Genomic DNA, 24,772 nt, shown 5'->3' with positions numbered 1-24,772 from the left:
AGGTCGCGGCATGTGATGACGGAAAACTGTCATGAGCAAAACTCTAACCCACATCGATTCGGAGGGCACCGCGCGGATGGTTGATGTCGGCGCCAAGGCCGAAACCCAGCGTGTCGCCATCGCTTCGGGCCGCATAGGCATGACTCCGCAGGCTCTCGCCGCGATCCGTGCCGGTGACGCTCCAAAGGGTGACGTGCTGGGAACCGCGCGGATCGCCGGGATCATGGCGGCGAAGCGTACTGCCGAGCTAATTCCGATGTGCCACCCTCTCATGATCGATGCCGTGAACGTGGATTTTGCATTCGAGGAAGACGCTGTCCGTGTCACTGCGACTGCATCGCTCACAGGTAAAACAGGGGTAGAAATGGAAGCTATTACAGCAGCTTCCATCGCACTCCTGACAATCTACGACATGGCAAAGGCACTCGACAAGAGCATGGTCATCGGCGACATCCGCCTCATGGAGAAGCGCGGAGGAAAGTCCGGGCACTGGCGCGCGGAAGACTGGAACCAGTGAGTCCGCCGCCGATCCCTCTGGAGCAAGCGCAGGCCCGCCTTCTCGCTTTGGCTGAACCGCTGCCTGTCGAGCATGTCGATGTCGAGGGCGCGATCGGCCGTTATCTCGCCGCGCCGCTGTATGCGCGCCGCACCCAGCCCGCCGCCGACCTCTCTGCGATGGACGGCTATGCCGTGACCGCAGGTGACCTTTCCGGGCCCTGGATCATCATCGGCGAGAGCGCGGCAGGGCATCCTTTCGCCGGCACGATCAGCCGTGGCGAGGCCGTGCGCGTCTCTACCGGAGCCATTCTTCCCGCCGATGCTGATGCCGTCATCGTGCAGGAAGATGTCGCCTTGAGGGACAGACGGCTCGCGCTCACCGGCGAGGCACCGGAGCCCCCGCACAAGCACATCCGCCGCCGCGGCATGGACTTCGCCGAGAACGACGAAGTCATAGCCTCCGGCAAGCGCGTCGGTCCGGCCGAAGCCGCGCTCGCCATGGCCGCGGGCCACCGCCACCTGCCAGTACACCGCATGCCGCGCGTCGTCGTGATCGACAGCGGGGACGAACTCGCCGCCGATCCGGAATGCTGCGAGCCGCACCAGATTCCGGCAAGCAACGGCGCCATGTTGGCAGCGCTCGCGCGGCCTTTCGCAACCGGGACGATCCGCCTCGGTCCCGTGGCCGACACCCTCGATGCCCTGGCCGACGCCTTCGCCGCCGCTGTGGATGCCGAGGTGATCGTCACCAGCGGCGGGGCATCCGTAGGTGATCACGACCTCGTCAGGCCGGCGCTCGAAGACTGGGGCGCGAGCGTCGATTTCTGGCGCGTCGCCATCAAGCCGGGCAAGCCGATCCTGGTCGCAACGCGCGAACGGCCGGGCAGGCCTGGTCGGCCGCAGATCATCCTCGGTCTTCCCGGCAATCCGGTGTCGAGCTATGTCACCGCCTATCATTTCCTGTTGCCGCTGCTGCGCCGGATGCAGGGTGCGAAGCAGGCCCTGCCGATACAGATCACCACGCGCCTGGGCGCTTCAATACGCGCGAACGGCCCTCGCCGCGAATTCCTGCGCGGTTGGTGGGACGGCGAATGCGTGGTGCCGCACACGCTCCAGGACAGCGGCGCACTCACCTCTCTGGCAGCCAGCAACGTGCTGATTGACCGCCCCGGCCGTTCCGCCGCTTCTGGAATCGGCGAGGAGGTGCGCGTGTTCCTGCTCCAGAATGGCGGTTTCGCCTGAGGCACCGCTTGACGCGCGGAAATTCGTTGCTTAATTGTTCCCTCAATGTTCACGATCGGAACATGCCCGGCCGAAGGGGCTTCGCCGGCAGCAACGAAGAGGCAGCGACCATGTTGACGCGCAAGCAGCACGAATTGCTCCGGTTCATCCAGGCCAGGCTGGAGGAGAGCGGTATCTCCCCCAGCTTCGAGGAAATGAAGGAAGCGCTCGATCTCAAGTCGAAGTCAGGTGTTCACCGCCTGATCTCGGCGCTTGAGGAGCGCGGATTCATCCGCCGCCTGCCCAATCGTGCGCGTGCGCTAGAGGTGCTGCGCCAGCCGGACGATTCCGGCAACAAGGCGCCTCGATCGGCCCCTACCAACAATGATGAGGTGGTGCCTATCCGTGCTGCTCAGGCTGCGCCCCGGGCCGCTAACGATGTCATCGAAATTCCCCTCCACGGCCGCATCGCCGCCGGGGTGCCGATCGAAGCCCTGGAAGGCCAGTCGATGCTACCGGTGCCTGCGGCTCTGCTCGGTTCGGGCGAACACTACGCGTTGGAAGTCTCAGGCGACTCGATGGTGGAAGCCGGCATTCTGGATGGCGATTTCGCCTTGGTGAAACGCACGAATTCCGCGCGGGACGGCGAGATCGTCGTCGCCCTGATCCGCGGCGAGGAAGCGACGTTGAAGTATCTGCGCCGCGAGAACGGCATGGTCCGCCTCGACCCTGCCAATGGCGCCTACGAACCACAGATTTACGGTCCTGACGAAGTCGAAGTGCAGGGCAAGTTGGCAGGATTGCTCCGCCGCTATCATTGAGCCCGCGGCGAAGGAGGGCTCGGCTCCGGCCCGAAGCGCGGAAAGCGCGGTGAGGCGGGGCGCCACCAGCCATGCTCGCCTTCACTCCCGGCCACGGTGTCCACTCGGCCGGCGCTCAGATGGATTGCAAGGCCGCCTGTCTGGCCGAGACTGTCACGATCGGCCTTGAACCAGCGCGGGGAACAACTGCGCGGAAGCCAGCGGTCGGACACGACAATGTCGCTACGATCGCAGGCGGCGGCTAGCGCCCTTTCCGGAACAGCATCCCGGCCTCGCGAGACGAGAAGCCGCCAGGTAACGCCCTTACGCTCCATGCGGATGGCGCAGAAATCGGGATTGCAACGTGCGACGGGCCATTGATCGATTGCCACCGGTTCCCCCTCCATACCGGCCAGTTCCATGAGGTTGTCGCGGGCGTAGCCTTCGCCGCCGTCGCGCAGGACGAAAAGCCGCTCTCCACTCGGCTCGACCAGCCCGACATGACGGCCATCGCCCGAAATCAGGATGTCGGCGGGCGCTGCCATCGCGAGCAGGCCCGCACCGAGCAACGCCGGCGGCAGGCCCAGCCAGCGGAGGCGCCCGCCCCATAGGCCCACCCAAAGCCCCCCCGAAACAAACAGCATGAACGCGCCGTTGCCGCCGGCGGGGAGGATGGTCACGGCTGCCGTCCGCGATGCGATCCAGTGGGCGATCGCAGTCAGCAGGTCGATCGAACCCTGCGCCAGCCACCAAACCGGTCCGCCGGCGCCCACCGAGTCGAGGACCAGCGCACCGGCCAGCAATGGCATAACGACGAAAGTCGTCAGCGGAATGGCGATGACATTGGCGAGCGCGCCGTAGATACCGGCCCGGTGGAAGTGAAAAAGCCCGATCGGCATCAGTGCAAGGTCGATGACCACACCGGTCACCAGCAGCATCGCCAGGTGCCGCAGCGCCTTGATGGCGAGCGACTCGTCCCTCGGCGCCATGAATGCCTTGGCCGGTGCGGACGTGCCGACCGCGACGAGCGCCAGTACGGCCCCGAAGCTCATCTGGAAGCTGGGTCCGGTGACCGCCTCCGGCCAGAGAAGCATGACGCAGAAGGCGGCGACAGCCAACATGCGCAGCGACAACGGTTCACGCCCCAGCGCCAGCGCGGCGAGGACCAGCAGCGAGCCGATGCAGGAGCGTACCGTCGGTACCTCCGACCCCGACAACAGCGTATAGGCGATGCCGGCAAGCGCGCCCGCGGCGGCTGCTACCACCGGAAGCCGAACGCGCAGGGCCAGCCACGGAAACAGGGCCAGCGCGCGCACGAACAGCACGTAGACTGCCCCGACGACGGCGCCGACATGCAGGCCGCTAACGGATAGCAGGTGCGCTAGCCCGGAATCGCGCATCGCTTCGTCGTCGGCGTCGGAAATGCCGCCCCGGTCGCCGGTCACGAAGGCGGTGGCGATGCCGGCGCGCTCGGTGCCGATCCTCGCGCGGATATGGTCCGCAAGCGAACGACGCAGGCCAGACAGCCACCCGCCACCGATCTTTCCCCGCTCGACGACCTCGACCTCACCGATGACGGAACCGCTCGCCGCTATGCCGGCGAACCACGCCGTTCGCGCGAAGTTGTAGGCGCCCGGCAGCATCGGAGGCGCCGGCGGCATGAGCCGCCCCTTGAATCGTACTACATCGCCGATGCGGACGTGCGCTGCGAGGTTCCTGCCCGGCACGTTTACGCGCACCTTCATGGCGCGCCCTGTTCCCGGCTCGCGCATGGCGAGGATCAGGCGATCGCGGTCCAGCGCCGGCTGGGGTTCGATCTGGAGGATCCTGGCGGCAAAAATGCCGGCGATCGGGCGTTCGAGCGGAGCCTCTCCCGCTATTGTCGAACGCGCCCAGATAGCCAGGCATCCGGCCGCGACCAGTAGCGGCAGGACCAGTACCGCCCTGAACAGATGCGGATACCGCTCGCGCCCGTGCCACGGCGTGACGCCTGCTGCCGCCAGCAGCCCGCAAAGGGCGCAGGCAGCACTCCACCAGACCGGCGCAGGCAACGCGAACCAGCTTACGATCCCACCCGCAAAAGCCACCGTCAACCACGGTCCGCGATCGAATCCGGCGCCCGAAAGAAATCGCTCCAGAGCGCCCAAAACCCTCGACAAGTCGTTCACGCTGTTCCATGGCCGATGCTGCAATGCAGCGGCTCCGGCGCCTTCCGGAGACGAATTTTCGACAGTTGCGGCCTGGCTCCCCATGGCGCGCATTAGGACAGCAAGGTGGTATCGATGGCAAGCGGCAGTGCAACGGGCGGAGCGACGGGCACCAAGGCCGTCGTCACGCGGTTTGCCCCCTCGCCTACCGGTTATCTTCATATCGGCGGCGCCCGCACGGCGCTTTTCAACTGGCTGTTCGCGCGCCATCACGGTGGCAAATACCTGCTTCGCATCGAGGACACGGACCGCGCCCGTTCGACCGAGCCGGCGATCGACGCGATCTTCGACGGCCTCTCGTGGCTTGGCCTCGAAGGTGACGAAGAGCCCGTGTTTCAGTTCGCGCGCTCTGACCGCCACGCCGACGTGGCGGCGCAGATGCTCGAGAGCGGCCATGCCTATCGCTGCTACCTGACGAGCGAGGAACTCGCCGAACGCCGCCAGAAGGCGCAGGAAGAGCGCCGCCCATTCCGCATCGACAGCGAATGGCGTGACGCCGATCCTTCGACCTGGCCGGCCGACAAGACCTATGTCGTGCGCATGAAGGCCCCGCGCGACGGCGAGACCACGATCGACGACCTCGTGCAGGGCTCGGTCACCGTCCAGAATATCGAAATCGACGATTTCGTCATCCTGCGCAGCGACGGCACGCCGACCTACATGCTCGCCGTCGTGGTGGACGACAACGACATGGGCGTGACCCACGTCCTGCGCGGCGACGACCACCTCAACAACGCCTTCCGCCAGTTGATCGTCATCCAGGCGATGGGCTGGGACGTGCCGGTCTACGGCCACGTTCCGCTGATCCATGGCTCCGATGGCGCGAAGCTGTCCAAGCGCCACGGCGCGCTGGGCGTCGATGCCTACCGCGACGAGCTCGGCATCCTGCCCGAGGCGGTTTTCAACTACCTGCTGCGCCTTGGCTGGGGCCACGGCGACGAGGAGATCATCTCGCGCGAGCAGGCGGTCGAGTGGTTCGACATGGTCGACGTGGGCAAGTCGCCCTCGCGCTTCGACCTCGCCAAGCTTCACAATCTCAACGGGCACTACCTGCGCGAGGCCGACGATGCGCGGCTGGCCGCGCTGGTGGCGCTGCGTCTGGATGGGGCCGCCGATGCGGAACTCGACCTACTGACGCGCGCCATGCCCGTGCTCAAGGTCCGCGCAAAGGACCTCAACGAACTTGCAGAAGGCTCTGCCTTCCTGTTCGCCAAGCGCCCGCTTGCCATGAGCGAAAAGGCGCTTGGCCTCCTGACCGACGAGGCGCGTGGCCGCCTTGCCGCGATTCACGAGCGCCTGTCCAGTTCTGGCGACTGGACACTGGAGGGACTGGAAGGAAACCTGAAGGCAATGGCCGAGACACTGGGACTGGGGCTCGGCAAGCTCGCGCAACCCTTGCGGGCGGCCCTGACAGGTCAGACGACCTCGCCGGGGATTTTCGACGTACTGGTTTTGCTCGGACGGGAAGAGAGCCTCGCACGTATCGGTGCGCAGGCGGACGTTCCTGTCGGGTAACCGTCATAAGGAGATATAACTGGTGGGTGATCAGGCTAAACTGAGCGCTGGTGGCGCGGATTTCGAATACCCGATCCTCAAGGGGAGCGTCGGCCCGGATGTCGTCGACATCCGCAAGCTCTATGCCCAGACCGGCAAGTTCACGTTCGATCCCGGCTTCACTTCGACCGCAAGCTGCGAGTCGGCGCTGACCTACATCGACGGCGACGAGGGCGTGCTGCTGCACCGCGGCTACCCGATCGGCCAGCTGGCCGAGAATTCCTCGTTCATGGAAACGAGCTACCTGCTGCTCAATGGTGAACTGCCGAGCAAGGATGAGCTTTCCACTTTCGAGAACACCATCACGCGCCACACCATGCTGCACGAGCAGCTGGCGACGTTCTACCGCGGCTTCCGCCGTGACGCGCACCCGATGGCGATCATGTGCGGCGTGGTCGGTGCGCTTTCGGCGTTCTACCACGATTCCACGGACATTGCGGACCCCGAGCATCGCAAGATCAGCTCGCACCGCCTGATCGCGAAGATGCCGACGATCGCGGCGATGGCCTACAAGTATTCGGTCGGCCAGCCCTTCGTCTATCCCGACAACTCGCTGAGCTACACCGGCAACTTCCTGCGCATGACCTTCGGCGTGCCCGCGGAGGATTACGTGGTACACCCGGCGATCGAGAAGGCGATGGACCGGATCTTCATCCTCCACGCCGACCACGAGCAGAACGCCTCGACTTCGACGGTGCGGCTTGCAGGGTCTTCGGGCGCCAACCCGTTCGCATGCATCGCGGCCGGCATCGCCTGCCTCTGGGGTCCCGCACACGGCGGCGCCAACGAAGCCGCGCTCAACATGCTGAAGGAAATCGGCACCCCCGATCGCATTCCGCACTACATCGAGCGCGCCAAGGACAAGAACGATCCGTTCCGCCTGATGGGCTTCGGTCACCGCGTCTACAAGAACTACGATCCGCGCGCGACGGTCATGCAGTCGACCCTGCGCGAGGTGTTCGACGCGCTCAAGGTCACCGACCCGCTGTTCGAGACCGCGCTGCGCCTCGAGGAGCTCGCGCTCAATGATCCGTACTTCATCGAGAAGAAGCTGTTCCCGAACGTCGATTTCTACTCGGGCATCATCCTGTCGGCGATCGGCTTCCCGACCACGATGTTCACCGTGCTCTTCGCCCTCGCCCGCACCGTGGGCTGGGTTGCGCAGTGGAACGAAATGATCTCCGATCCCGGCCAGAAGATCGGTCGTCCGCGCCAGCTCTACACGGGCCCGACGCAGCGCGACTATCTCCCGATCGGCCAGCGCTGATCGACCAGTTCCGCGAGCAGTCGCGGTACCCGAGAAAGGCCCTCGCGAAAGCGGGGGCCTTTTTTCATGGAGTTTACAGACGGCGCCTGATGATCCCGCCACAATCTGGCCGCATCCGGGGGGCAGGCTGGCGCAAGTCAACGGGGCGCGACGACATGATTTTCGTACGAATACTGGCGGTGGTCCTGGGCGTGCTCGTCATTGCCGCAGGTCTGCTTTTCGTGGCTCAGGGAACGGGCGTGCTGATGTGGCCGGCGGACAGCTTCATGCTGGCCGACCGGGGCTGGGCCGTTCGCGGCGCGGTTCTGGCGGTGGTCGGCGGGATCGTCGTCTGGCTGGGGCGGCGTTGCTGACCCTCTGGACCGATCCGCTGGCCTGAGCTTCAGGCGTCAGGGTCTGACGGAACCGCGAGGATGAAGCGTGCGCCTTGGCCGGGCTCGCTTTCGACCGTGAGATCGCCGCCCATCGCTCGCGCCAGGCTGCGCGAGATGTAGAGACCGAGCCCCGATCCACCATCTCCGCTTCGGCCGAGGCGTTCGAACTTCTCGAACACCCGCACCTGGTCCTGCTTGGCAAGGCCCGGACCTTCATCGGCGACGACGACCCGGGCACAATCACCGACAGTCTCCAGCGAGATGGTGATGCGCGAGCCTTCCGGTGAATAGCGGATCGCATTACCGATGAGGTTCAACAGCACCTGCAGGACGCGGCGGAACTCCGCAATGGCGGGGCGCGCCTCATGCGGCGGAGGTGCATCGATGACGATACCCTTCTCGCGCGCCCGCACGCCGAGAATGCCTGCTGCTTGCCGTGCCACTTCGGAAAGGTCGACGGGATCGGGCATGGTGGTGAAGCTGTCAGATTCGACGACTTCCAGATCGGCCATGTCTTCCAGCAATCCGAGCAGCAGCTTGCCCGCACTGGCGATCTCGCCGGCGTATTCGGCATAGGCATCCGGCAGTGGCCCCGCGAGGCGCGTGCGGATCGTTTCGGCATTGGCGATGATGCGCGCGATCGGCTGCTTGAGTACCGGCGCAAGGTCCTGCCCGACAAGGCTGCTGCGCGGATGACGTGCCACAGGTTCCGCCAAGATCGGACTCTCGGCCGCCACCTGGTCGGAGAGGAGCAGAAGTTCGAAACCCGAAGGATCGTACCCGGGCGACATCAAGGGGAGCAGTGAAACACGCCAGGCACGCGCAGATCCCGGCACGGCGACGCGTGCGCCTTCGAGGAGGCGCCAATGCAGCGGTTGCTGGCGCGTCACATTTTCCGGCGCGAGGAAATCGGTCCAGACCTGTCCAACGCCGGCCGCCATGGCGGAAGTCAGTCCGGCCAGTTCGGGCGCGTCCGATGTCACGGTCAGAAGCCGCTGGCCTGCATCGAGATGGGCGGAGAGTTCGGCAAGATGTCGATCTATTCCTGCCCGGCGCCGCGCGGCGGCCGCGCCGTCCTCCTGCAGGACCTGCGCCGTCTGCCAGGTTCGCACGCGGATGGAACAGCCCCCGCCCGCCCCGTCCGGTTCGACTTCGACCCAGGCGCTGATCGCATCGCTGCCGTCCTGCGCGTTGACCGCGCGCGCAAGGGTAACGCCGGAACTGCGCGCCTTGCGGACCAATTCGAGCAGTTCGGGCACCGCTATCGTACCGGGCAATTCACCGCCGCAGCGGACCTGAAGGCCTGCGAGAGGCTCGGCCGCTTCGAGCAGCCTGTCCTCCGCGTCGCTCATCGCCAGCGCGACTATGGTGCCGTCAGCGTGCATCACAGGCCGAGCCCCCGCGCGGGTGTTGCGGCCGGCAGCAGCGCCGCAGCCTCTTCGATGCCGAGCCACGACACGGCCTCCGGCGGCGCGACGTCAGGGTGTAGCGACAGACACTGCTCCTCGATCGCCCCGGCGCCCAGCCCCGCTGCGCGCAATGTCAGGGCCAGTCGGGCGGCCTGAGTCCGGTGCAAGGTCAGCGCGGCCGTGTCACGATCCTGTCCCGATGCAACTGCGATGGAGGTCAGGAACAGCGAGACGCCGCCCTGCGCGATGCACAGTGTCGCGGGTCGGTCCTGGACGAGGTATCCTACCAGATGCGCGGCAAGCCCGAGACGAGTGGCACTTTCACCGTAGGACCGGCGGATTTCGCCTTCGACGACTGTCGCCCGCTCGGCAAGGGCCGGTTCTATGCCCGCCAGCGTGCGAAGGGTGTAAAGCGCGACGTTCAGAAGAGCGGCCGGCAATTCCCCGAGAGGCAGGGTCATCCGCCGCTGCGCCTGGCACCAGCGCGCCTGGGCGCCAAGAAAGGCGCTCGCCTTGCTCCGCGTCGCATCATCCTGCGAGGCTATCAGCCTCTGTAACAGCGGCGATGCTACCGGATCGAGCGCGAGCGCGTCGTGCAGCCCTTCGGTCGACTGCCATTCCAGCGACAGCGCATGAAGGTGTGAGACCAGCGCGGGATTATCGAGCAGCGCATGGCCGACTACCTCGACTTCTGCCGCCGAATGGGCCCGGCCGCGCCCACCGACAAGCGCATCGAGCAATTGCCGCGCGATATCGGCCAGCATGGCCCGGATCCGCGTCACAATCTCTTCGCTGAACAGGGAAACGTCGCCCGCCGCGATGAGCGGGCGCAAGATCGACACCGCGGTCCCGGCCAGCGCGTCACCCCGCGCGAGCTCGTCTCGCAGCGCCGTCTCGGCACGTTCCGGGCGGGCCGGAGGGGCGGCTTGGTCGATCATATGACCCGTCTAACCGGCATTTGGTTAAATCGAAGTTAGCCGTGCCGCCGCGGGGGCAGCAGCAGCATCGCGGCGAGCAGCGCGGCCGAAAGCAGCCTCGCCATGAGCAGGACCTGGCCGAAGCTGGACGCCAGCGCCAGCACCAGTCCCAACAGCGCCCGGTCGCCCGCCCAGCCCGCAACCCTGCCACCGGTTACCCGAGGCAGCAGGACGAGCAGCATCATCAGGATCGCTGGCATGCACAGCCATGCGAGTACCGGCTCTCCGGGAAAACGGGGCATGTCCAGCAGGATCATCGCCGCAAACGCCGCGTCGACCAGCCACACCAGCGCGTCGGCTCGCGGGATAGCCGGGGATGGCTGTCCCAGCGCCTGGCGCTCGGCCGCCCGCAGCAGCCGGCTCGCCTCCGCCAGCAGCCAGGCGATCGCAAGGAAGGCGAACCCGACCCAGACCAGTCCGAACCAGCCCAGTCCCACCGCTATGGCGATCGAGACAAGCACCGCAATCGACACGACGTTGCTGGCATTGCCCGCGTGAAGCAGGGACGAGCCGAAGCTGAGCACGCCGAAGCGCGCCACCGTGCGGCCGGGCGAACTGCAGTTCCCTTCGCCGAAGCGCGAGCGCAGCCATTCGTCCTCCAGAGCATAGGCCTCGGCCTCGCTTCGGATCATGCGCCAGCCCGATCCGGCGCGCGCCCCGGCGGGAACCTCGCGCATGGAGATGCCGATCTGCAGGGCGATACGTGTGAGCGCGGAAAGAACGTCGCAGTCGGCAGGCAGTTCGTGCAGCCGCTCGACCAGTTCGCCCGGAACCCGCATCAGCCCGGCGCTCGCGCGATTAATGTCGATGCGTTCGAATCCGGCTGCCAGCGCTCCTTCCACCGGCTGGACCAGCACGACCGGCGAGCGCCCTTCGAGCAGTACGACGGCCTGCGCGGGGTCGGCGAACAGGCCTTCCGAAACGACGATCAGTTCGTCGGCCGCGGTTACGAGACCGGCAATCTGCCCCGGGCCGGTGGCGATGGTGAATTGAAGCCCCGCACTTTCTGCGTCGTGCTGGAGCGAGATCAGTTCGGGCGAGGCACCGCGCGCCATGCAGATGACCCGCTGGCAATCGAGTGCGAGAGCCATGCCAAGCTGGTGCTGCGCGACGCTCGCCCCCGCGACGCGCAGAAACGCGCGCGGAAACGGCTGCCCTGCTCCGGCAGGCTCCGTCATGGCCAGCAATGCTATCCGCAAACTTGAACTCCAGCACCCACACCGTGATGTAGGCAGCTGCCGCGCCGGTGCCAAGCAGAACCGGACAATCAGCCGGCGGAAAACTCGGCGAGGTACGCCTTGAGCCGGCGAACGGCGGTAGGTTCGCCCGGAGCGGCGTCGAGCGCACGATCGGCAAGTGCCAGCAGGCGGTCAGAATGGAAGCTGGCCGCCAATCCCTTCAGGCGCATTGCCGCTACAACCCAGTTCCCGTCGCACCGCGAACGTTCGAGCAGATCGACCTGCCGTGCCACGCTTTCCACGAAGGCCTGGCGCAGTTCCGCCATCAGCACGGGGTCGCCGCCCGCAGCTGCGGCTAGAGTTGCTTCGAGAGCGCCTGCTTCATAAGCCATTTCCCCAGGATAGTGGGCAATGGGTTAAGGCGGGGTTTATTGCCGCGCCACTCGTGATATCCTGCAAGGATGGTTGGGGAACACAGGATCATCGCATTCGGGTCGGGCAACGGCGAAGGGTCCGGGACCGACAACGACAAGGGCATCGACGCGGCCCAGGCCGTGTCGTCGCGCGAAAGCTGGGACGATGCGTGGGTCGCGGCAGAGAGTGACGGCAAAACGGAACAGTCCCAGGTTACCAAGGCCTGGCTGATTCCGGTTCTTGCCTTCATCGTGGTGGCGGCCTGGACCGCCCTGTTCATCGCCGCGCAGCTTCCAACCTTCCGTGCAGGCCTGCCGCTCACCGAGGTCCCTGCGCTCGTCACCCAATGGTGCGTGCCGGTCCTGCTGGTCGGAACCGTCTGGCTGCTGATGATGCGCCATAGTGTGCGCGAAGGCCGCCGCTTCGGGCGCATCGCAGCCACTTTGTCGAACGAATCGGCGCTGCTCGAAACGCGGCTGACCACCGTCAATCGCGAGCTCAGCCTGGCGCGAGAGTTCGTCGCGGCCCAGTCGCGCGACCTTGAGGCGCTGGGCCGCATCGCCGCTGAGCGCCTTTCCCAGAACGCGGAACGCCTGCAGGATCTGGTCCGCGAGAATGGTGCGCGGGTCGATTCGATCAGCACCGTCAGCAACGCCGCGCTCGAGAATATGGAGAAGCTACGCAGCCAGCTCCCCGTCATCGCCAGCTCGGCCAAGGATGTCACCAACAACATCGCCAATGCCGGCCGCACCGCCCATGCCCAGCTCGAGGACATGGTCGCCGGCTTCAACCGTCTCAACGAGTTCGGCACCGCCAGCACCCGTCAGGTCGCGATGCTGCGCGAACAGGTGGGCGAAACGCTCGACGGATTCACCCGCCAGTGCGAACAGCTCGACGCCATGGCCTCCGCCCGCTTCGCCGAGCTTGCCGCACGCGGCGACGAGTTTCGCGCCCAGCTCGACAGCCGGGAGGTCGATGCACTGGCCGCGATGCGCACCCGTGCCCGGGTGCTGGCCGACGAGATTCACGATACCCGCCGGCAGCTCGACCAGCACGAGGCCGAGAGCCTCACCTCGCTGCGGGCGCGGCTTGGCGCGCTGCGCGACGAGAGCGAGGTGGTCTCCCGCGCCTTGCACGAAGCCGAAAATCGCGCAGGCGAAGCGCTGCGCAACTCGCTGGCCGATCTGTCCTGCGAGCAGTCCGCCGCCAGCGAAGCCATCGCCGAGGCGCAGCAGACCGCCATCGACGCGCTCGCGGGACGCCTCGCCAACATTGCATCCGAAGCGCGCCAGATCGACGAATCCATCGGCCTTCGCGCCGAGCGCCTGTCGATGGAGGCAGAGGAGCGCCAGTCGCGGCAGGTCGAGCAGGAACGCCACGCCATCGCCCGGATCGACCACATGCTGAGCGAACTCGATGCCAGCATCGCGGAGCGTCTCGAACGCCACCGCATCCAGGCCACCGCACTTACCGAACGTGCGGGCGCCGTCACCGGGGAACTGTCGCAGTACGAAAACCGGCTCGCCAGCATCGCTCAGGCGACGGGCGATTCCGAGAGCCGGCTCGAGGCCAGCCTGGCCGCCCTCACCCAGCGCCTCACCGCCGCGCGCACCACGCTCTCCGCGACCGACGCTGAGGTCGAGAAGCTGACGAACGACAGTGTCCGGCTGCTCGAACTGATCCAGGCAAGTGCCCGGCAGACGCACAGCGCCCTGCCTGAAGCGCTTGCCGTATCCGAGGATCGTCTCGTGCGGCTGCAGGACGGCGTCTCGGCACTCCTTGCGCAATTGCGACTGTCCGCCGAGAGCAGCGACGGCATTTCGAGCGGGATCGGCGTATCCGGGCGCGATCTCGACGCGCTGCTTGCCGGGCTCGAACAGGCGGAGGCCGCGATCGTCGGGCGCGGAGCCGACCATGCCGCCCTCTTCACGCATCTTCACGAGACCATGGTCGAAATCGACGAGGCCACCCGGCAGGCCGCCGACCGTGCGGGCGGCAGCTTGGCCGAAGCGATCGGCCTGCTGCGTATCAACCTCGAAGAAGCGGTCGCCGCCGTCGAGCACGACAGTGTGGAGCGTATCGCCCGCGTTGCGATGGCGCTGGGCGACGAAAGCGCCTCGGCCATCGACAAAGCCATGCGAACCAAGGTCGCGGAGATTTCCGGGCAGCTGGAACAGGCCGTCGCTCATTCATCCGGTGTCACCCGCGAGGCGGCGGGACAGCTGCGCGACCAAGTCGCCAAAGTCGACGAACTGGTCGGCAACCTCGAAACCCGCGTCGCCGATGCGCGGCGGCAGGCGGAGGATCAGGTCGACAACGACTTTGCGCGCCGCGCCGCGATCATCACCGAATCGCTCAATTCCAACGCGATCGACATCGCCTCGGTCCTTTCCAGCGACATTGCCGACACCGCCTGGGCCGCCTACCTGCGCGGCGATCGCGGCATCTTCACCCGCCGCGCGGTCAGCTTGCTCGATGCCGGCGAGGCAAAGGCGATCCAGCAGGTGTTCGAACGCGACGACGCCTTCCGCGCCAACGTCAGCCGCTACATCCACGACTTCGAGGCCATCCTGCGTCAGGTGCTCTCCACCCGCGACGGCAACGCCCTGGGCGTGACACTGCTATCGTCGGACATGGGCAAGCTCTACGTCGCACTGGCGCAGGGGGTCGAGCGACTGCGCAGCTGACGGGTTCGGAACGTCGCCGTCAGTGCCGTGGCGACATAGCGCGTATCACCACCCACGAGCGCAGATCGAAACTATCCCGATCCGGCACGCGCTGATGGCGCATCATCGGGAAGCCACACCTGCGGGAGCGTGTAGATCAGCGTGCGGCCACGCCGTCGCGCCTACGAAAATCAGCCCGGGTTCCGGTGTAGCCGTTGGTCGTATTCAGATAGTCGTCAGCGGCGACCAGCCTGCGAGAACTTAGGTGAGCGTCACGCGTCCCGCCTGCAACTGAAGCGACAAGCATGCAGCCAGCGCAGTGGGAAGATCGACGCCGAGCTGGCATTGACCTTGTTGGCGGTCACCGCGCTCCCCGCCCCGTCGAGACAAGCGCGGCTGCCGTAAAATTCGGCCCCAACACGAACGGTCGCGCTGCGATATTCCGCCGGCACGTAGTGCGCCGGTGGAATTGTTCGTCAAAGCCACGGATGACCAGCAACAGGATGCGAGAAAAATAAGGAAAGGTGCGCGACCACGGACCATCTGCCGGTGGAGACCGGCAAAGAAGCAACACTTGGGCCCGCAGCGCTCTACCGGGAATTTGAACGGCCCCGGACGATCATGTGCTCACAGACGTCTGCGCCGATGCCAGGATCCCATGGCACAAGGCTCGTTTCCAGAGCGCTTCCGGATCAGTAACCTAGGTCGTCCACCGGCGGCTTGCCGAAGAAGTTCAGGTCGTCAGTCGTGATCCACTGATTGGCGTAGTTCAGGTAATAGGCCCCGAACAGCATCACAGCGAGTACCGTCGCGCGCAGGGCGATCAGCTTCGGGCGGAAGTTGACCGGAGCGCTGGTGGCGTGGCCCTTCCCGACCTGATGGCCCTCGACTTCATCAGGCGTCCGCAGGCCGAACGGCATGACGAGAAAGGCGCTCAGCACCCAGAACAGGGTGTAGATCGCCAGCATCGAGGTCCATCGCATCGCCATTTCGCGTCAATCCTCCAGCAGCAGCACCGAAACCTGCGGCTTCTTGCCCGACCAGCGGGTGGCGGCGCGCCGCGTGGCGAGACGAGCCGCCTCGATGCGAACGCTGCGCTCGGCCTTCTTGGTGCGGCCCAATGCGTCGGCCACATCTTTCTTGGCCTCCGCCACGAACGCATCGTAGTCCTCGTCGAGCGGTAGCCCCAGCGCCGAAATCTCGACATGACCCTTCCGATCGGCCGCGACCGAGACGATGCCATTTGCCGCAATCCGGCGGCGCATCACGATGGCGTCGCCATCGGCGGGCGAGATGATGTCGCCGTCCAGCAGCAGGCGTCCGGCTCGCACTTCGCCGAACTTGCCGGCATGGCCCGGTGCGAGCCGCACCAGATCGCCGTTCTTCTGGAAGATCGCCTTGGGAATTCCGCTGGCGATGCCGAGGCGCGCCTGTTCCTTCATGTGGCGGATTTCGCCGTGGACCGGCATCAGGATTTCCGGGCGGATCCAGCTGTAGAGCGCTTCCAGCTCGGGGCGTCCCGGGTGGCCGGAGACGTGGATCGGGCTCTGCCGGTCAGTCACGACGACAATGCCCAGGTCCGCCAGGCGGTTCTGGATGCGGCCGATCTGGATTTCATTGCCGGGAATCTGGCGGCTGGAGAACAGCACGACGTCGCCCTTCTCCAGCTTGACCGGATGGTTGCCGTCGGCGATGCGTGCCAGCGCGGCGCGCGGCTCGCCCTGCCCGCCGGTGGCGACGATCAGCACGTCCTCGCGCGACAGGCCCATGGCGGTATCGACGTCGATCAGTTCGGGCAGATCCTTGAGGTATCCGCACGATTTGCCGACGTCGATGATGCGGTCGAGCGAGCGCCCGACGACGCACAGCTGGCGCCCGGTCTTCCTGGCGACGTCGCCGAGCGTCTGAAGCCGCGCGACGTTGGAGGCGAAGGTCGTCACCACCACGCGGCGGCCCTTGTGGCGTTTCACTTCGGCAAGCAGCCCGCGATAGACATCGCCTTCCGAGCCAGATGCCTCGGGATTGAAGACGTTGGTCGAATCGCAGACCAGAGCCAGCACGCCCTCGTCGCCGATGGCGGTGAGTTCGGCCTGGGTTGCCGGTGTGCCGACCTGCGGCTCGTCGTCGAGCTTCCAGTCGCCGGTGTGGAAGATGCGGCCATAAGGCGTCTCGATCACCAGCGCGTTGCCCTCTGCAATCGAGTGCGCCAGCGGCACGTAGCGGATGCCGAACGGACCGATCTCGAAATTCTCGAGGTCGTGGACGACGTTGAGTTCGATCTCGCCGAGGATGCCCGCTTCTTCCAGCTTGGCGGCGACCAGCTTGGCGGTGAACGGCGTCGCGTAGAGCGGCACGCCCAGTTCCCGCGCGAAGTACGGAACCGCGCCGATATGGTCCTCGTGCGCGTGCGTCAGGACGATGCCGAGCAGGTTCTCCCGCTCGTTCTCGATGAATTCGAGATCGGCGAAGACGAGATCGACGCCGGGGTATTCGTTGCCCGAGAAGGTCATGCCGAGATCGACCATGAGCCACTTACCCTGGCAGCCGTAGAGATTGACATTCATGCCGATCTCGCCCGAGCCGCCGAGCGCACAGAACAGCAGTTCTTTACCTGGAATCACTTAGATGCGGCCCTTTGCGCAAGAATGGCGAGGCCGTCGATCGTCAGATCCGCGTCGACGGCGTCGAAGATGTTGGTTGCTTCGTGAAACAGGACGGCAAGGCCGCCGGTAGCGATGACCTTGGCGGGGCGACCGATTTCAGCGCGGATGCGGGCGATGAGGCCCTCCATCATCGCGACATAGCCCCAGAATACCCCGATCAGCATCTGGTCCTCGGTGTTGCGACCGACGACGCTGTCGGTCTTGGGCACCTCGATCGCGATGCGCGGGAGCTTGGCGGTATTGCCCACCAGCGCATCGAGCGAGAGGTTGATGCCGGGCGCGATGATTCCGCCCTTGTAGGCGCCATTGAAGTCGATGACGTCGAACGTGGTCGCGGTGCCGAAATCGACGACGATGAGGTCACCGGAATGCTTGGCGTGGGCGGCGATGGCATTGACGGCGCGGTCGGCGCCGAGCGAGCGGGGCTCGTCGACGTCGATGTCGATGCCGTAGTCGGCCTTGTCCAAGCCGGCGATCATCGGCTCGACGTTGAAATAGTGGCGCGCGAGAATTTCGAGGTTGTGCAGCGCGCGCGGGACCACGGTCGAGATGATGATCTGGTCGACCTCTTCCGCCTTGACGCCCCGGATGGCGAGCAGCTGCATCAGCCAGACCGCATATTCGTCGCCGGTGCGGCGCGGATCGGTCGCGATGCGCCAGCGCCCCTTGATGGCGCAGCCGTCCAGCAGGGCGAAGACGACATTGGTGTTGCCGGCATCAATCGCGAGCAGCATGGGCTTTTTCCGGTTCCTCGAAACTCAGGCGTTAGCAAGCAGGACGTCGCCGGCGTGGATCGTGCGGATCGTGCCGTCCGGCAGGGCGAGACGGAGGTTTCCGTCATCCGCCAGCCCGGCGAAGGTACCGTGCAGCGCGTCCTCTCCGGGCGGCAGCACCGTCAGCGGCGTTCCCTGGGGATGCGCCGTACTCTGCCAGCGACGCAGGAGCGGGGCAAGGCCGACGGAGCGCCAGCGCTGCAGTTCGATGTCGAAAGCGGTGGCCAGCGCCCCGGCGAATACGTCGCGCAACGGCGGCGGGCCGAAGTCGGATAGAGCGGCGACCTTGCGGCCGGATACTTCGGGGGCGCTGGCCAGGTTGACGCCGATGCCGACGATCACAGTGCCTGACTTCATTTCGAGCAGGATGCCGGCGACCTTGGCATCGTCGATCAGCAGGTCGTTCGGCCACTTGAGCCGGAGCGCCCTGCCCTCTGCCACGTGGCGCGAAAGCGCTTCGTGAACAGCAAGTCCCGTCAGCAAGGCAAGGCTGGCCGGAGAGGGATCGCCGGGCGCCAAGCGCACCACGGTCGATCCCATGAAGTTGCCCAGGCCATCGTCCCAGACCCGGCCAAGGCGTCCCCGGCCCGCGGTCTGGCGGTCGGCGACCAGCCAGTCGCCTTCGGGAAGGTAGTCCCCGCCCGCGATCCGGGCGGCCAGGTCCGCGTTGGTGGAGCCAGTCTGCTCGACGCTGTGGATCAAGACGCGAAGAACAGCGCCGTCGCCGCGGTGGCGGCCAACGCGCCCAGCCACTTGGTCAGGAGGTAACCGAGCGGCGAGATGAACACGCAGGAGATCGCCAGGATCGCCTTGTGCCACACGTCGCTCTCACCCTTGATCACGTCGGCGGGCTCGTCGAAGTACATGACCTTGACGACCTTGAGGTAGTAGAAGGCACCGATCACCGAGGCAGCGAAGCCGATCGCGGCGAGCGGCATGAGGCCGGCGTCGACGGCAGCCTGGAACACCAGGAACTTGCCCCAGAAGCCGAACAGCGGCGGGATGCCGGCAAGGCTGAACATGATGATCGCGAGGCCCAGCGCCAGCGCCGGACGCGTGCGCGACAGGCCAGCGAGGCTGGCGATGTCTTCCACCGCGTTGCCCTGCTCGTCCTTGAGCATCAGGATGGCGACGAAGCCGCCCAGCGTCATGGCGACGTAAATCGTCAGGTAGAACAGCATCGCGGCTGCGCCCTGCTCGGTCGCGGCGGAAAGTCCGACGAGCATGAAGCCGACGTTGTTGATCGAAGAATAGGCCATCAGGCGCTTGATGTTCTTCTGGCCGATGGCGCCGAGCGCACCCACCACGATCGAGGCGAGCGCCACGAACACGATGATCTGCTGCCAGGCGGCCGCCTGCTCGCCGAACGCGTCGAGCAGGACACGCATGGTGAGGCACAGCGCAGCGACCTTGGGGGCCGTCGCAAAGAAGGTCGTCACCGGGGTCGGTGCGCCTTCGTAGACGTCGGGCGTCCACATGTGGAACGGCACGGCGCTGATCTTGAAGGCGAGGCCGGCCAGCATGAAGACGATGCCGAACAGCGCGCCGTGGCTGAGTTCACCCGACAGCGCGGCGTTGATGCCGCTGAACGAGGTGGTGCCGGTGAAGCCGTAGGTCAGGCTCATGCCGAACAGCAGGATCCCCGAGGCCAACGCGCCCAGCACGAAGTACTTGAGGCCTGCTTCGGCCGATCGCCCGTCGGTGCGCAGGAATGCGGCGAGGACATAGGCGGCGAGCGAGTTCATCTCGAGGCCGATGTACAGCGTCAGCAGGTCGGTGGCCGAGACCATGATGCCCATGCCCAGCGCCGCGAAGACCACGAGTACCGGGAATTCGGCGCGCATGGCGCCGAGGCGCTCGAAGAAGGCAGGCGCGATCACCAGCGTGGCGGCGGCCGAGAGGTAGATCAGGATCTTCGCGTAGCTGGCGAAGGCGTCGGCACGGTACTGGCCGAAGAAGGCCGAGGTATCCGGCCCCATCGCATGTCCGCACAGGGCGGGCGCGACCAGCGCCATCGCCGCGACGAGCGCCGCAACGGCGAGGATCGAGATCAGGCGGCTTGCCTTGTCCCCGCCCCAGGCGGAGATCAGCAGCAGGACGAGGCCCGCGATGCTCAGCGTTTCTTCCGGCGCGATAAGGCGCAGGGAGTGCGACCAGTCCATCAGTGTGACCCCTCATGCGCAGCGGCTTCTTCGTGCGCAGGCTTTGCTTTTCCAGGTGTAGGCGCGCTGTCTCCGGCCGGCTTGGCACGGGCGAGGCGCGCGTCGAGCGCGGCGATGTCGGCGCGCATCGGAGCGATGAAGCTCTCCGGGTAAATACCCATCCACAGCGCAGCAAGAGCCAGCGGAACCACCATCGCGATTTCGCGAAGGTCGAGATCCGGCATGGCGGCAGCGTCGGCGTTCTTCTGTTCGCCGAAGACGACCCGGCGATAGAGATAGAGCATATAGGCAGCGCCCAGGATAATGCCGGTGGTGCAGATCAGCGCCGCCCCCGTCGAAACCTGGTATATGCCGCCAAGGCTCAGGAACTCGCCGACGAACCCGCTGGTGCCGGGCAGGCCGATGGACGCCATCGTGAACAGCAGGAAGAACAGCGCGTAGCGCGGCATGTTGATGGCAAGACCGCCGTAGCGGCTGATCTCGCGGGTGTGGAGACGGTCGTAGATGACGCCGACGCAGAGGAAAAGCGCGCCGGCGACGAGGCCGTGGCTCAGCATGACCAGCATCGAGCCTTCGAGGCCCTGGGTGTTGAAGGCGAACAGGCCGATCGTCACGATCGCCATGTGTGCGACCGAGGAATAGGCGATCAGCTTCTTCATGTCGCTCTGCACCAGCGCAATCAGCGAGGTGATGACGACCGCGGCCATTGACAGGCCCCACACGAGCGGCGCGAAGTAGGCGGAGGCCTCGGGGAACATCGGCAGCGAGAAGCGGATGAAGCCGTAGCCGCCCATCTTCAGCAGCACGCCCGCCAGGATGACCGAGCCACCCGTGGGCGCCTGGACGTGCGCTGCCGGAAGCCAGGTATGGACCGGCCACATCGGCATCTTCACCGCGAAGCTGGCGAAGAAGGCCAGCCACAGCCAGGTCTGGACGTGCGGGTCGAAATCATAGGCCATCAGCGTCGGGATGTCGCTGGTGCCGGCGGTGTGGACCATCCACAGCATCGCGACCAGCATCAGCACCGAGCCGAGCAGCGTGTAGAGGAAGAACTTGTAGCTCGCGTAGATGCGGTCCGCACCGCCCCAGATCCCGATGATCAGATACATCGGGATCAGGCCAGCTTCGAAGAACATGTAGAACAGGTACAGGTCCTGCGCCATGAACACGCCGAGCATGAACACTTCGACCAGCAGGAACGCGGCCATGTATTCGCCGACGCGCTTCTCGATCGAGCGGCTCGCACCGATGCAGATCGGCATGAGGAAGACGGAGAGCATGACCAGCAGCAGGGCGATGCCGTCGATGCCGAGCGCGTAGGAGAAGCCGGAGAAGACCTCGGCCCGCTCGGTGAACTGCCACTGGGCGCCGCCGATGTCGAAGTTCATCCAGAGGATGACGCCGAGCACGAAGTCGACCAGCGTTGCCAGCAGCGCGACGGTCCGCGCTGCCTTGGCTTCGAGGAAGAGGCAGGCCACTGCGCCGATCAGCGGCACGGCCAGCATCAGGCTGAGGATCGGAAAACCACTCATCATCTTATCCCGCGATCACCCAGCTGATGGCGCCGACGAGGCCCAGCAGCATGACAAGTGCGTAGCTGTACAGATAGCCCGACTGGACCTTCTGCGCGTAAGTCGAACCGCGTGCGACGACCCAGGCGGCGCCGTCGGGACCGAACTTGTCGATCACGCCGATGTCCAGGATCTTCCAGAACACCTTGCCGAGCCAGAAGGCGGGGCGCACGAAGATGCGGTCGTAGAGCTCGTCGAACATCCACTTGCGGTACACGAAGGTGTAGACCGGCCCGATCTGGTCGACGACCGCCTTCGGGAAGGCGAGGTTCTTGATGTAGCCGTACCAAGCGGTCAGGAAGCCGATGGCCATGACCGTGAACGGCGCCCACTTCACCCAGACCGGCACGCCATGCATGGCGTGGATAAGGTGCTCGTGGAACACCAGAGCGCCCTTCCAGAACTCGCCCTCGCCGTCCGACACGAAGTAGTGTTCGAACACGAAGCCGGCGAAGACCGCGCCCAGCGACAGCAGCAGCAGCGGCAGCAGCATGACCAGCGGGCTTTCGTGCGGGTGGTAGCCACCCGTACCGTCGCCGTGGTCGGCATAGTCCGGCCCGCTCGTGCCCGAAACGGGTGCCGCGTGGGCGTGCGCATCGTGATGGTCGGTGCTCTCGCCCGCATCTTCCTCGGCGGGAGCGCCGTGGCCATGGGCGTCGTGCGCGTGATCGTCGTGACCGTGCGCGTCATGGATAGCGTGCTGGACGTGCTCGGACTGGTTCCAGCGCGGCTTGCCGAAGAACGTGAGGAACACCAGGCGCCACGAATAGAAGCTGGTCATCAGCGCGGCGAAGATGCCCATCCAGAACGCGAAAGTGCCGACCGAGCTGCCCGACGCGAAGGCCGCCTCAAGGATAGCGTCCTTCGAGTGGAAGCCGGCGAAGCCCGCGACGCCCGCGATGCCGACGCCGGTGATCGCCAGCGTTCCCGCCGTCATCGTCCAGAACGTGATCGGGATCTTCTTACGCAGGCCGCCGTAGAAGCGCATGTCCTGCTCATGGTGCATCGCATGGATGACCGAACCGGCGCCCAGGAACAGCAGCGCCTTGAAGAAGGCGTGGGTGAACAGGTGGAACATCGCCGCGCCATAAGCGCCCGAGCCGGCCGCGAAGAACATGTAGCCCAGCTGCGAACAGGTCGAATAGGCGATGACGCGCTTGATGTCCCACTGCGTGCAGCCGACGGTGGCGGCGAAGAAGCAGGTGGCGGCGCCAACAAAGGTGATGACGTGCATCGCGGTCTCGCTCTGCTCGAACATCGGCGAGAGGCGGCAGACCATGAAGACGCCGGCGGTGACCATCGTCGCCGCGTGGATCAGCGCCGACACCGGGGTCGGGCCTTCCATCGCGTCGGGAAGCCAGGTGTGGAGACCCAGCTGCGCCGACTTGCCCATGGCGCCGATGAACAGCAGCAGGCAGATCACCGTCATCGTGTCGAAGCGGTGGCCCAGGAAGCCGATCGTCGAGCCGGCCATCGAAGGCGCGGCGTGCAGGATCTCGGGGATCGAGACGGTGCCGAACACGAGGTAAGTCGCAAAGATGCCGAGCATGAAGCCAAGGTCCCCGACGCGGTTGACCACGAAGGCTTTGATCGCGGCGGCACCGGCCGAGGGCTTGCGGAACCAGAAGCCGATGAGGAGGTACGAGGCCAGGCCCACGCCTTCCCAACCGAAGAACATCTGCACCAGGTTGTCCGCCGTCACCAGCATGAGCATGGCGAAGGTGAACAGCGAGAGGTACGCGAAGAAGCGCGGCTGATCCGGCTCCTCGCTCATGTAGCCCCACGAATAGAGGTGCACGAGCGCGGAAACCGAGGTGATCACAACGAGCATGACCGCCGTCAGCGCATCGACGCGCAGTGCCCAGTCGAAGGTCATCGAACCCGACGCCACCCACTTGAGTACGGGGACGACGGTCGCCTCGGCGTTACCGCTGAGGAAGCTGATGAAGATAGGCCACGACAGGGCGCAGGCGATGAACAGCGCGCCGGTCGTCAGCACCTTGGGAACAAGGAAGCCGAGCGACTTGTTCGCGAACCCGGCCAGGATCGACGCGAGAAGCGGCAGGAAGACGATGAGGATGATGGACAAGGTCTTATCCCTTCATCCGGTTGACGTCGTCGACGGCGATGGTGCCGCGCCCACGGAAGTAGATCACGAGGATTGCAAGCCCCACTGCGGCCTCGCCGGCGGCCACCGTCAGCACGAACATGGCGAAGATCTGGCCAGTGAGGTCGTGGAGGAAGGCGCTGAACGCGACGAGATTGATGTTCACCGCAAGAAGGATCAGTTCGATCGACATCAGGATGACGATGACGTTCTTGCGGTTGATGAAGATGCCGAGGACGCCGAGCACGAAGAGGATCGAGCTCACCACGACATAGTGTTCGATGCCGATCACAGCTGGACCCCCTTGCCCACTTCGGGCCTGACGTTGACGGTCGCCTCGTCCGGGCGGCGCATGTTCTGCTTGCGCACGTTCTGGCCGCGCGTGTCGCTGCGCTGCCGGTGCGTCAGCACGATCGCGCCGATCATGGCGACGAGCAGGACGATGCCGGCGCTTTCGAACAGGAACAGGTAGCGGCTGTAGAGCAGCGCGCCGATCGCCTCGATGTTCGAAGCGCCAACCGGCGTCACGGCGGTGCCGTCGGGCGTGCCGAGGTGCAGCGCGCCCGCGCGGTAGGCGCCGATGCCCAGGACGATCTCGGCCAGCAGCACGAGGGCCACCAGCGCTCCGAACGGGAAGTAGCGCACGAAGCCGGCCCGCAATTCGGCGAAGTCGATGTCGAGCATCATGACGACGAACAGGAACAGCACTGCGACAGCGCCCACGTAGACGATGACCAGCAGCATGGCGATGAACTCCGCGCCCACGAGAACCATCAGGCCGGCGGCGTTGAAGAACGCCAGGATCAGCCAGAGGACCGAGTGGACCGGGTTCCGCGCGAGAATGGTGATCGCGCCGGAGGCGACGGTCAGCACCGCGAAGAGATAGAAGGCGATTACGTGAATCATGGAGCCCTGTTTCCTTGCGCGCGCC

21 protein-coding genes are annotated in these 24,772 nt (G+C 65.8%); 7 read left to right on the top strand and 14 right to left on the bottom strand.

Going from position 1 to position 24,772, the window contains the following annotated elements; all coding sequences use genetic code 11:
* Window positions 1-31 precede the first annotated feature (31 nt).
* The 3 genes from moaC (at window position 32) to lexA (ending at window position 2,540) form a co-directional block, all read left to right on the top strand.
* Window positions 32-517, top strand: a complete 486-nt coding sequence (moaC, locus tag AC07M9_RS07220) for a cyclic pyranopterin monophosphate synthase MoaC (RefSeq protein WP_494882548.1) — start codon at window positions 32-34, stop codon at window positions 515-517.
* Window positions 514-1,740 carry a molybdopterin molybdotransferase MoeA gene (locus AC07M9_RS07215; protein WP_494882546.1) on the top strand — a complete coding sequence of 409 codons (1,227 nt, stop codon included), beginning with the start codon at window positions 514-516 and terminating at the stop codon, window positions 1,738-1,740. The genes moaC and AC07M9_RS07215 overlap by 4 nt, the downstream gene beginning before the upstream one ends.
* Window positions 1,741-1,850: 110 nt before the next feature.
* On the top strand, window positions 1,851-2,540 hold the full coding sequence (gene lexA, locus AC07M9_RS07210) for a transcriptional repressor LexA (protein ID WP_494882544.1): 690 nt from the start codon (window positions 1,851-1,853) through the stop codon (window positions 2,538-2,540).
* On the opposite strand, the gene AC07M9_RS07205 is transcribed toward lexA, so the two are convergent.
* The gene (locus tag AC07M9_RS07205) at window positions 2,534-4,687 is read right to left on the bottom strand and encodes a ComEC/Rec2 family competence protein (RefSeq protein ID WP_494882542.1); all 2,154 of its coding nucleotides are present in this window, start codon (window positions 4,685-4,687) and stop codon (window positions 2,534-2,536) included. The two genes, lexA and AC07M9_RS07205, sit on opposite strands and share 7 nt — an antisense overlap.
* A 114-nt stretch (window positions 4,688-4,801) precedes the next feature.
* Between AC07M9_RS07205 and gltX the strand changes: the two genes are divergently transcribed.
* The 3 genes from gltX to AC07M9_RS07190 all read left to right on the top strand — a co-directional run bounded on the left by gltX (window position 4,802) and on the right by AC07M9_RS07190 (window position 7,900).
* Window positions 4,802-6,241, top strand: coding sequence for a glutamate--tRNA ligase (gene gltX, locus AC07M9_RS07200; RefSeq protein ID WP_494883899.1), 1,440 nt, complete (start codon window positions 4,802-4,804; stop codon window positions 6,239-6,241).
* A 22-nt stretch (window positions 6,242-6,263) separates the two neighbouring features.
* Entirely contained in the window at window positions 6,264-7,547 is a 1,284-nt protein-coding gene (locus tag AC07M9_RS07195; RefSeq protein WP_494882540.1) for a citrate synthase, read from the top strand.
* 155 nt (window positions 7,548-7,702) lie between these two features.
* Window positions 7,703-7,900, top strand: coding sequence for a hypothetical protein (locus tag AC07M9_RS07190; RefSeq protein WP_494882538.1), 198 nt, complete (start codon window positions 7,703-7,705; stop codon window positions 7,898-7,900).
* Window positions 7,901-7,929: 29 nt separating this feature from the next.
* Here the strand turns inward: AC07M9_RS07190 and AC07M9_RS07185 are convergent, their stop codons facing one another.
* The 4 genes from AC07M9_RS07185 to AC07M9_RS07170 all read right to left on the bottom strand — a co-directional run bounded on the left by AC07M9_RS07185 (window position 7,930) and on the right by AC07M9_RS07170 (window position 11,877).
* Window positions 7,930-9,306, bottom strand: coding sequence for a sensor histidine kinase (locus AC07M9_RS07185; protein ID WP_494883898.1), 1,377 nt, complete (start codon window positions 9,304-9,306; stop codon window positions 7,930-7,932).
* Window positions 9,306-10,268: a hypothetical protein gene (locus tag AC07M9_RS07180; protein ID WP_494882536.1), complete on the bottom strand. Its 963-nt coding sequence runs from the start codon at window positions 10,266-10,268 to the stop codon at window positions 9,306-9,308. The genes AC07M9_RS07185 and AC07M9_RS07180 overlap by 1 nt, the downstream gene beginning before the upstream one ends.
* A gap of 35 nt (window positions 10,269-10,303) precedes the next feature.
* Window positions 10,304-11,485 carry a hypothetical protein gene (locus AC07M9_RS07175; RefSeq protein ID WP_494882534.1) on the bottom strand — a complete coding sequence of 394 codons (1,182 nt, stop codon included), beginning with the start codon at window positions 11,483-11,485 and terminating at the stop codon, window positions 10,304-10,306.
* Window positions 11,486-11,574: 89 nt separating this feature from the next.
* Entirely contained in the window at window positions 11,575-11,877 is a 303-nt protein-coding gene (locus tag AC07M9_RS07170; RefSeq protein WP_494882533.1) for an Hpt domain-containing protein, read from the bottom strand.
* A 69-nt stretch (window positions 11,878-11,946) separates the two neighbouring features.
* Here AC07M9_RS07170 and AC07M9_RS07165 point away from each other — a divergent pair, with 69 nt between their 5' ends.
* The gene (locus tag AC07M9_RS07165) at window positions 11,947-14,586 is read left to right on the top strand and encodes a coiled-coil domain-containing protein (RefSeq protein ID WP_494882531.1); all 2,640 of its coding nucleotides are present in this window, start codon (window positions 11,947-11,949) and stop codon (window positions 14,584-14,586) included.
* A 671-nt stretch (window positions 14,587-15,257) separates the two neighbouring features.
* Here AC07M9_RS07165 and AC07M9_RS07160 read toward each other — a convergent pair.
* Genes AC07M9_RS07160 through AC07M9_RS07120 form a run of 9 tightly spaced genes read right to left on the bottom strand, consistent with a single transcriptional unit; the run spans window position 15,258 to window position 24,747 of the window.
* Window positions 15,258-15,548, bottom strand: a complete 291-nt coding sequence (locus tag AC07M9_RS07160) for a DUF1467 family protein (RefSeq protein ID WP_494883897.1) — start codon at window positions 15,546-15,548, stop codon at window positions 15,258-15,260.
* A gap of 12 nt (window positions 15,549-15,560) precedes the next feature.
* Complete coding sequence (locus AC07M9_RS07155) at window positions 15,561-17,186, bottom strand: ribonuclease J (RefSeq protein ID WP_494882529.1); 1,626 nt, start codon at window positions 17,184-17,186, stop codon at window positions 15,561-15,563.
* Window positions 17,183-17,962, bottom strand: a complete 780-nt coding sequence (locus tag AC07M9_RS07150; RefSeq protein WP_494882527.1) for a type III pantothenate kinase — start codon at window positions 17,960-17,962, stop codon at window positions 17,183-17,185. The genes AC07M9_RS07155 and AC07M9_RS07150 overlap by 4 nt, the downstream gene beginning before the upstream one ends.
* Before the next feature lie 24 nt (window positions 17,963-17,986).
* Window positions 17,987-18,703 carry a biotin--[acetyl-CoA-carboxylase] ligase gene (locus AC07M9_RS07145; protein ID WP_494882525.1) on the bottom strand — a complete coding sequence of 239 codons (717 nt, stop codon included), beginning with the start codon at window positions 18,701-18,703 and terminating at the stop codon, window positions 17,987-17,989.
* Window positions 18,700-20,163: an NADH-quinone oxidoreductase subunit NuoN gene (gene nuoN, locus AC07M9_RS07140; protein WP_494882524.1), complete on the bottom strand. Its 1,464-nt coding sequence runs from the start codon at window positions 20,161-20,163 to the stop codon at window positions 18,700-18,702. Before nuoN ends, AC07M9_RS07145 begins: the two co-directional genes overlap by 4 nt.
* Window positions 20,163-21,695, bottom strand: a complete 1,533-nt coding sequence (locus tag AC07M9_RS07135) for an NADH-quinone oxidoreductase subunit M (RefSeq protein WP_494882522.1) — start codon at window positions 21,693-21,695, stop codon at window positions 20,163-20,165. Before AC07M9_RS07135 ends, nuoN begins: the two co-directional genes overlap by 1 nt.
* Window positions 21,696-21,699: 4 nt before the next feature.
* Window positions 21,700-23,823, bottom strand: coding sequence for an NADH-quinone oxidoreductase subunit L (gene nuoL / locus AC07M9_RS07130; protein WP_494882520.1), 2,124 nt, complete (start codon window positions 23,821-23,823; stop codon window positions 21,700-21,702).
* Window positions 23,824-23,827: 4 nt separating this feature from the next.
* Window positions 23,828-24,133 (bottom strand): NADH-quinone oxidoreductase subunit NuoK, encoded by a 306-nt coding sequence (nuoK, locus tag AC07M9_RS07125; RefSeq protein ID WP_007680703.1) that lies wholly within the window; start codon window positions 24,131-24,133, stop codon window positions 23,828-23,830.
* Window positions 24,130-24,747 (bottom strand): NADH-quinone oxidoreductase subunit J, encoded by a 618-nt coding sequence (locus AC07M9_RS07120; protein ID WP_494882517.1) that lies wholly within the window; start codon window positions 24,745-24,747, stop codon window positions 24,130-24,132. The genes nuoK and AC07M9_RS07120 overlap by 4 nt, the downstream gene beginning before the upstream one ends.
* Between the last annotated feature and the right edge of the window lie 25 nt (window positions 24,748-24,772).

The organism is Novosphingobium sp. GW821-FHT09E05 (genome assembly GCF_059416165.1).
This window is presented reverse-complemented; position numbering and strand designations above follow the sequence as displayed.

Coding starts and splice junctions, on each gene's coding strand:
- AC07M9_RS07150 (WP_494882527.1), bottom strand. CDS start 17,962: ATGCTGCTCGCGATTGATGCCGGCAACACCAATGTCGTCTTCGCCCTG.
- gltX (WP_494883899.1), top strand. CDS start 4,802: ATGGCAAGCGGCAGTGCAACGGGCGGAGCGACGGGCACCAAGGCCGTC.
- AC07M9_RS07175 (WP_494882534.1), bottom strand. CDS start 11,485: ATGACGGAGCCTGCCGGAGCAGGGCAGCCGTTTCCGCGCGCGTTTCTG.
- AC07M9_RS07190 (WP_494882538.1), top strand. CDS start 7,703: ATGATTTTCGTACGAATACTGGCGGTGGTCCTGGGCGTGCTCGTCATT.
- lexA (WP_494882544.1), top strand. CDS start 1,851: ATGTTGACGCGCAAGCAGCACGAATTGCTCCGGTTCATCCAGGCCAGG.
- AC07M9_RS07120 (WP_494882517.1), bottom strand. CDS start 24,747: ATGATTCACGTAATCGCCTTCTATCTCTTCGCGGTGCTGACCGTCGCC.
- nuoN (WP_494882524.1), bottom strand. CDS start 20,163: ATGGACTGGTCGCACTCCCTGCGCCTTATCGCGCCGGAAGAAACGCTG.
- AC07M9_RS07165 (WP_494882531.1), top strand. CDS start 11,947: ATGGTTGGGGAACACAGGATCATCGCATTCGGGTCGGGCAACGGCGAA.
- AC07M9_RS07160 (WP_494883897.1), bottom strand. CDS start 15,548: ATGCGATGGACCTCGATGCTGGCGATCTACACCCTGTTCTGGGTGCTG.
- AC07M9_RS07185 (WP_494883898.1), bottom strand. CDS start 9,306: ATGCACGCTGACGGCACCATAGTCGCGCTGGCGATGAGCGACGCGGAG.
- AC07M9_RS07180 (WP_494882536.1), bottom strand. CDS start 10,268: ATGATCGACCAAGCCGCCCCTCCGGCCCGCCCGGAACGTGCCGAGACG.
- AC07M9_RS07135 (WP_494882522.1), bottom strand. CDS start 21,695: ATGAGTGGTTTTCCGATCCTCAGCCTGATGCTGGCCGTGCCGCTGATC.
- AC07M9_RS07170 (WP_494882533.1), bottom strand. CDS start 11,877: ATGGCTTATGAAGCAGGCGCTCTCGAAGCAACTCTAGCCGCAGCTGCG.
- moaC (WP_494882548.1), top strand. CDS start 32: ATGAGCAAAACTCTAACCCACATCGATTCGGAGGGCACCGCGCGGATG.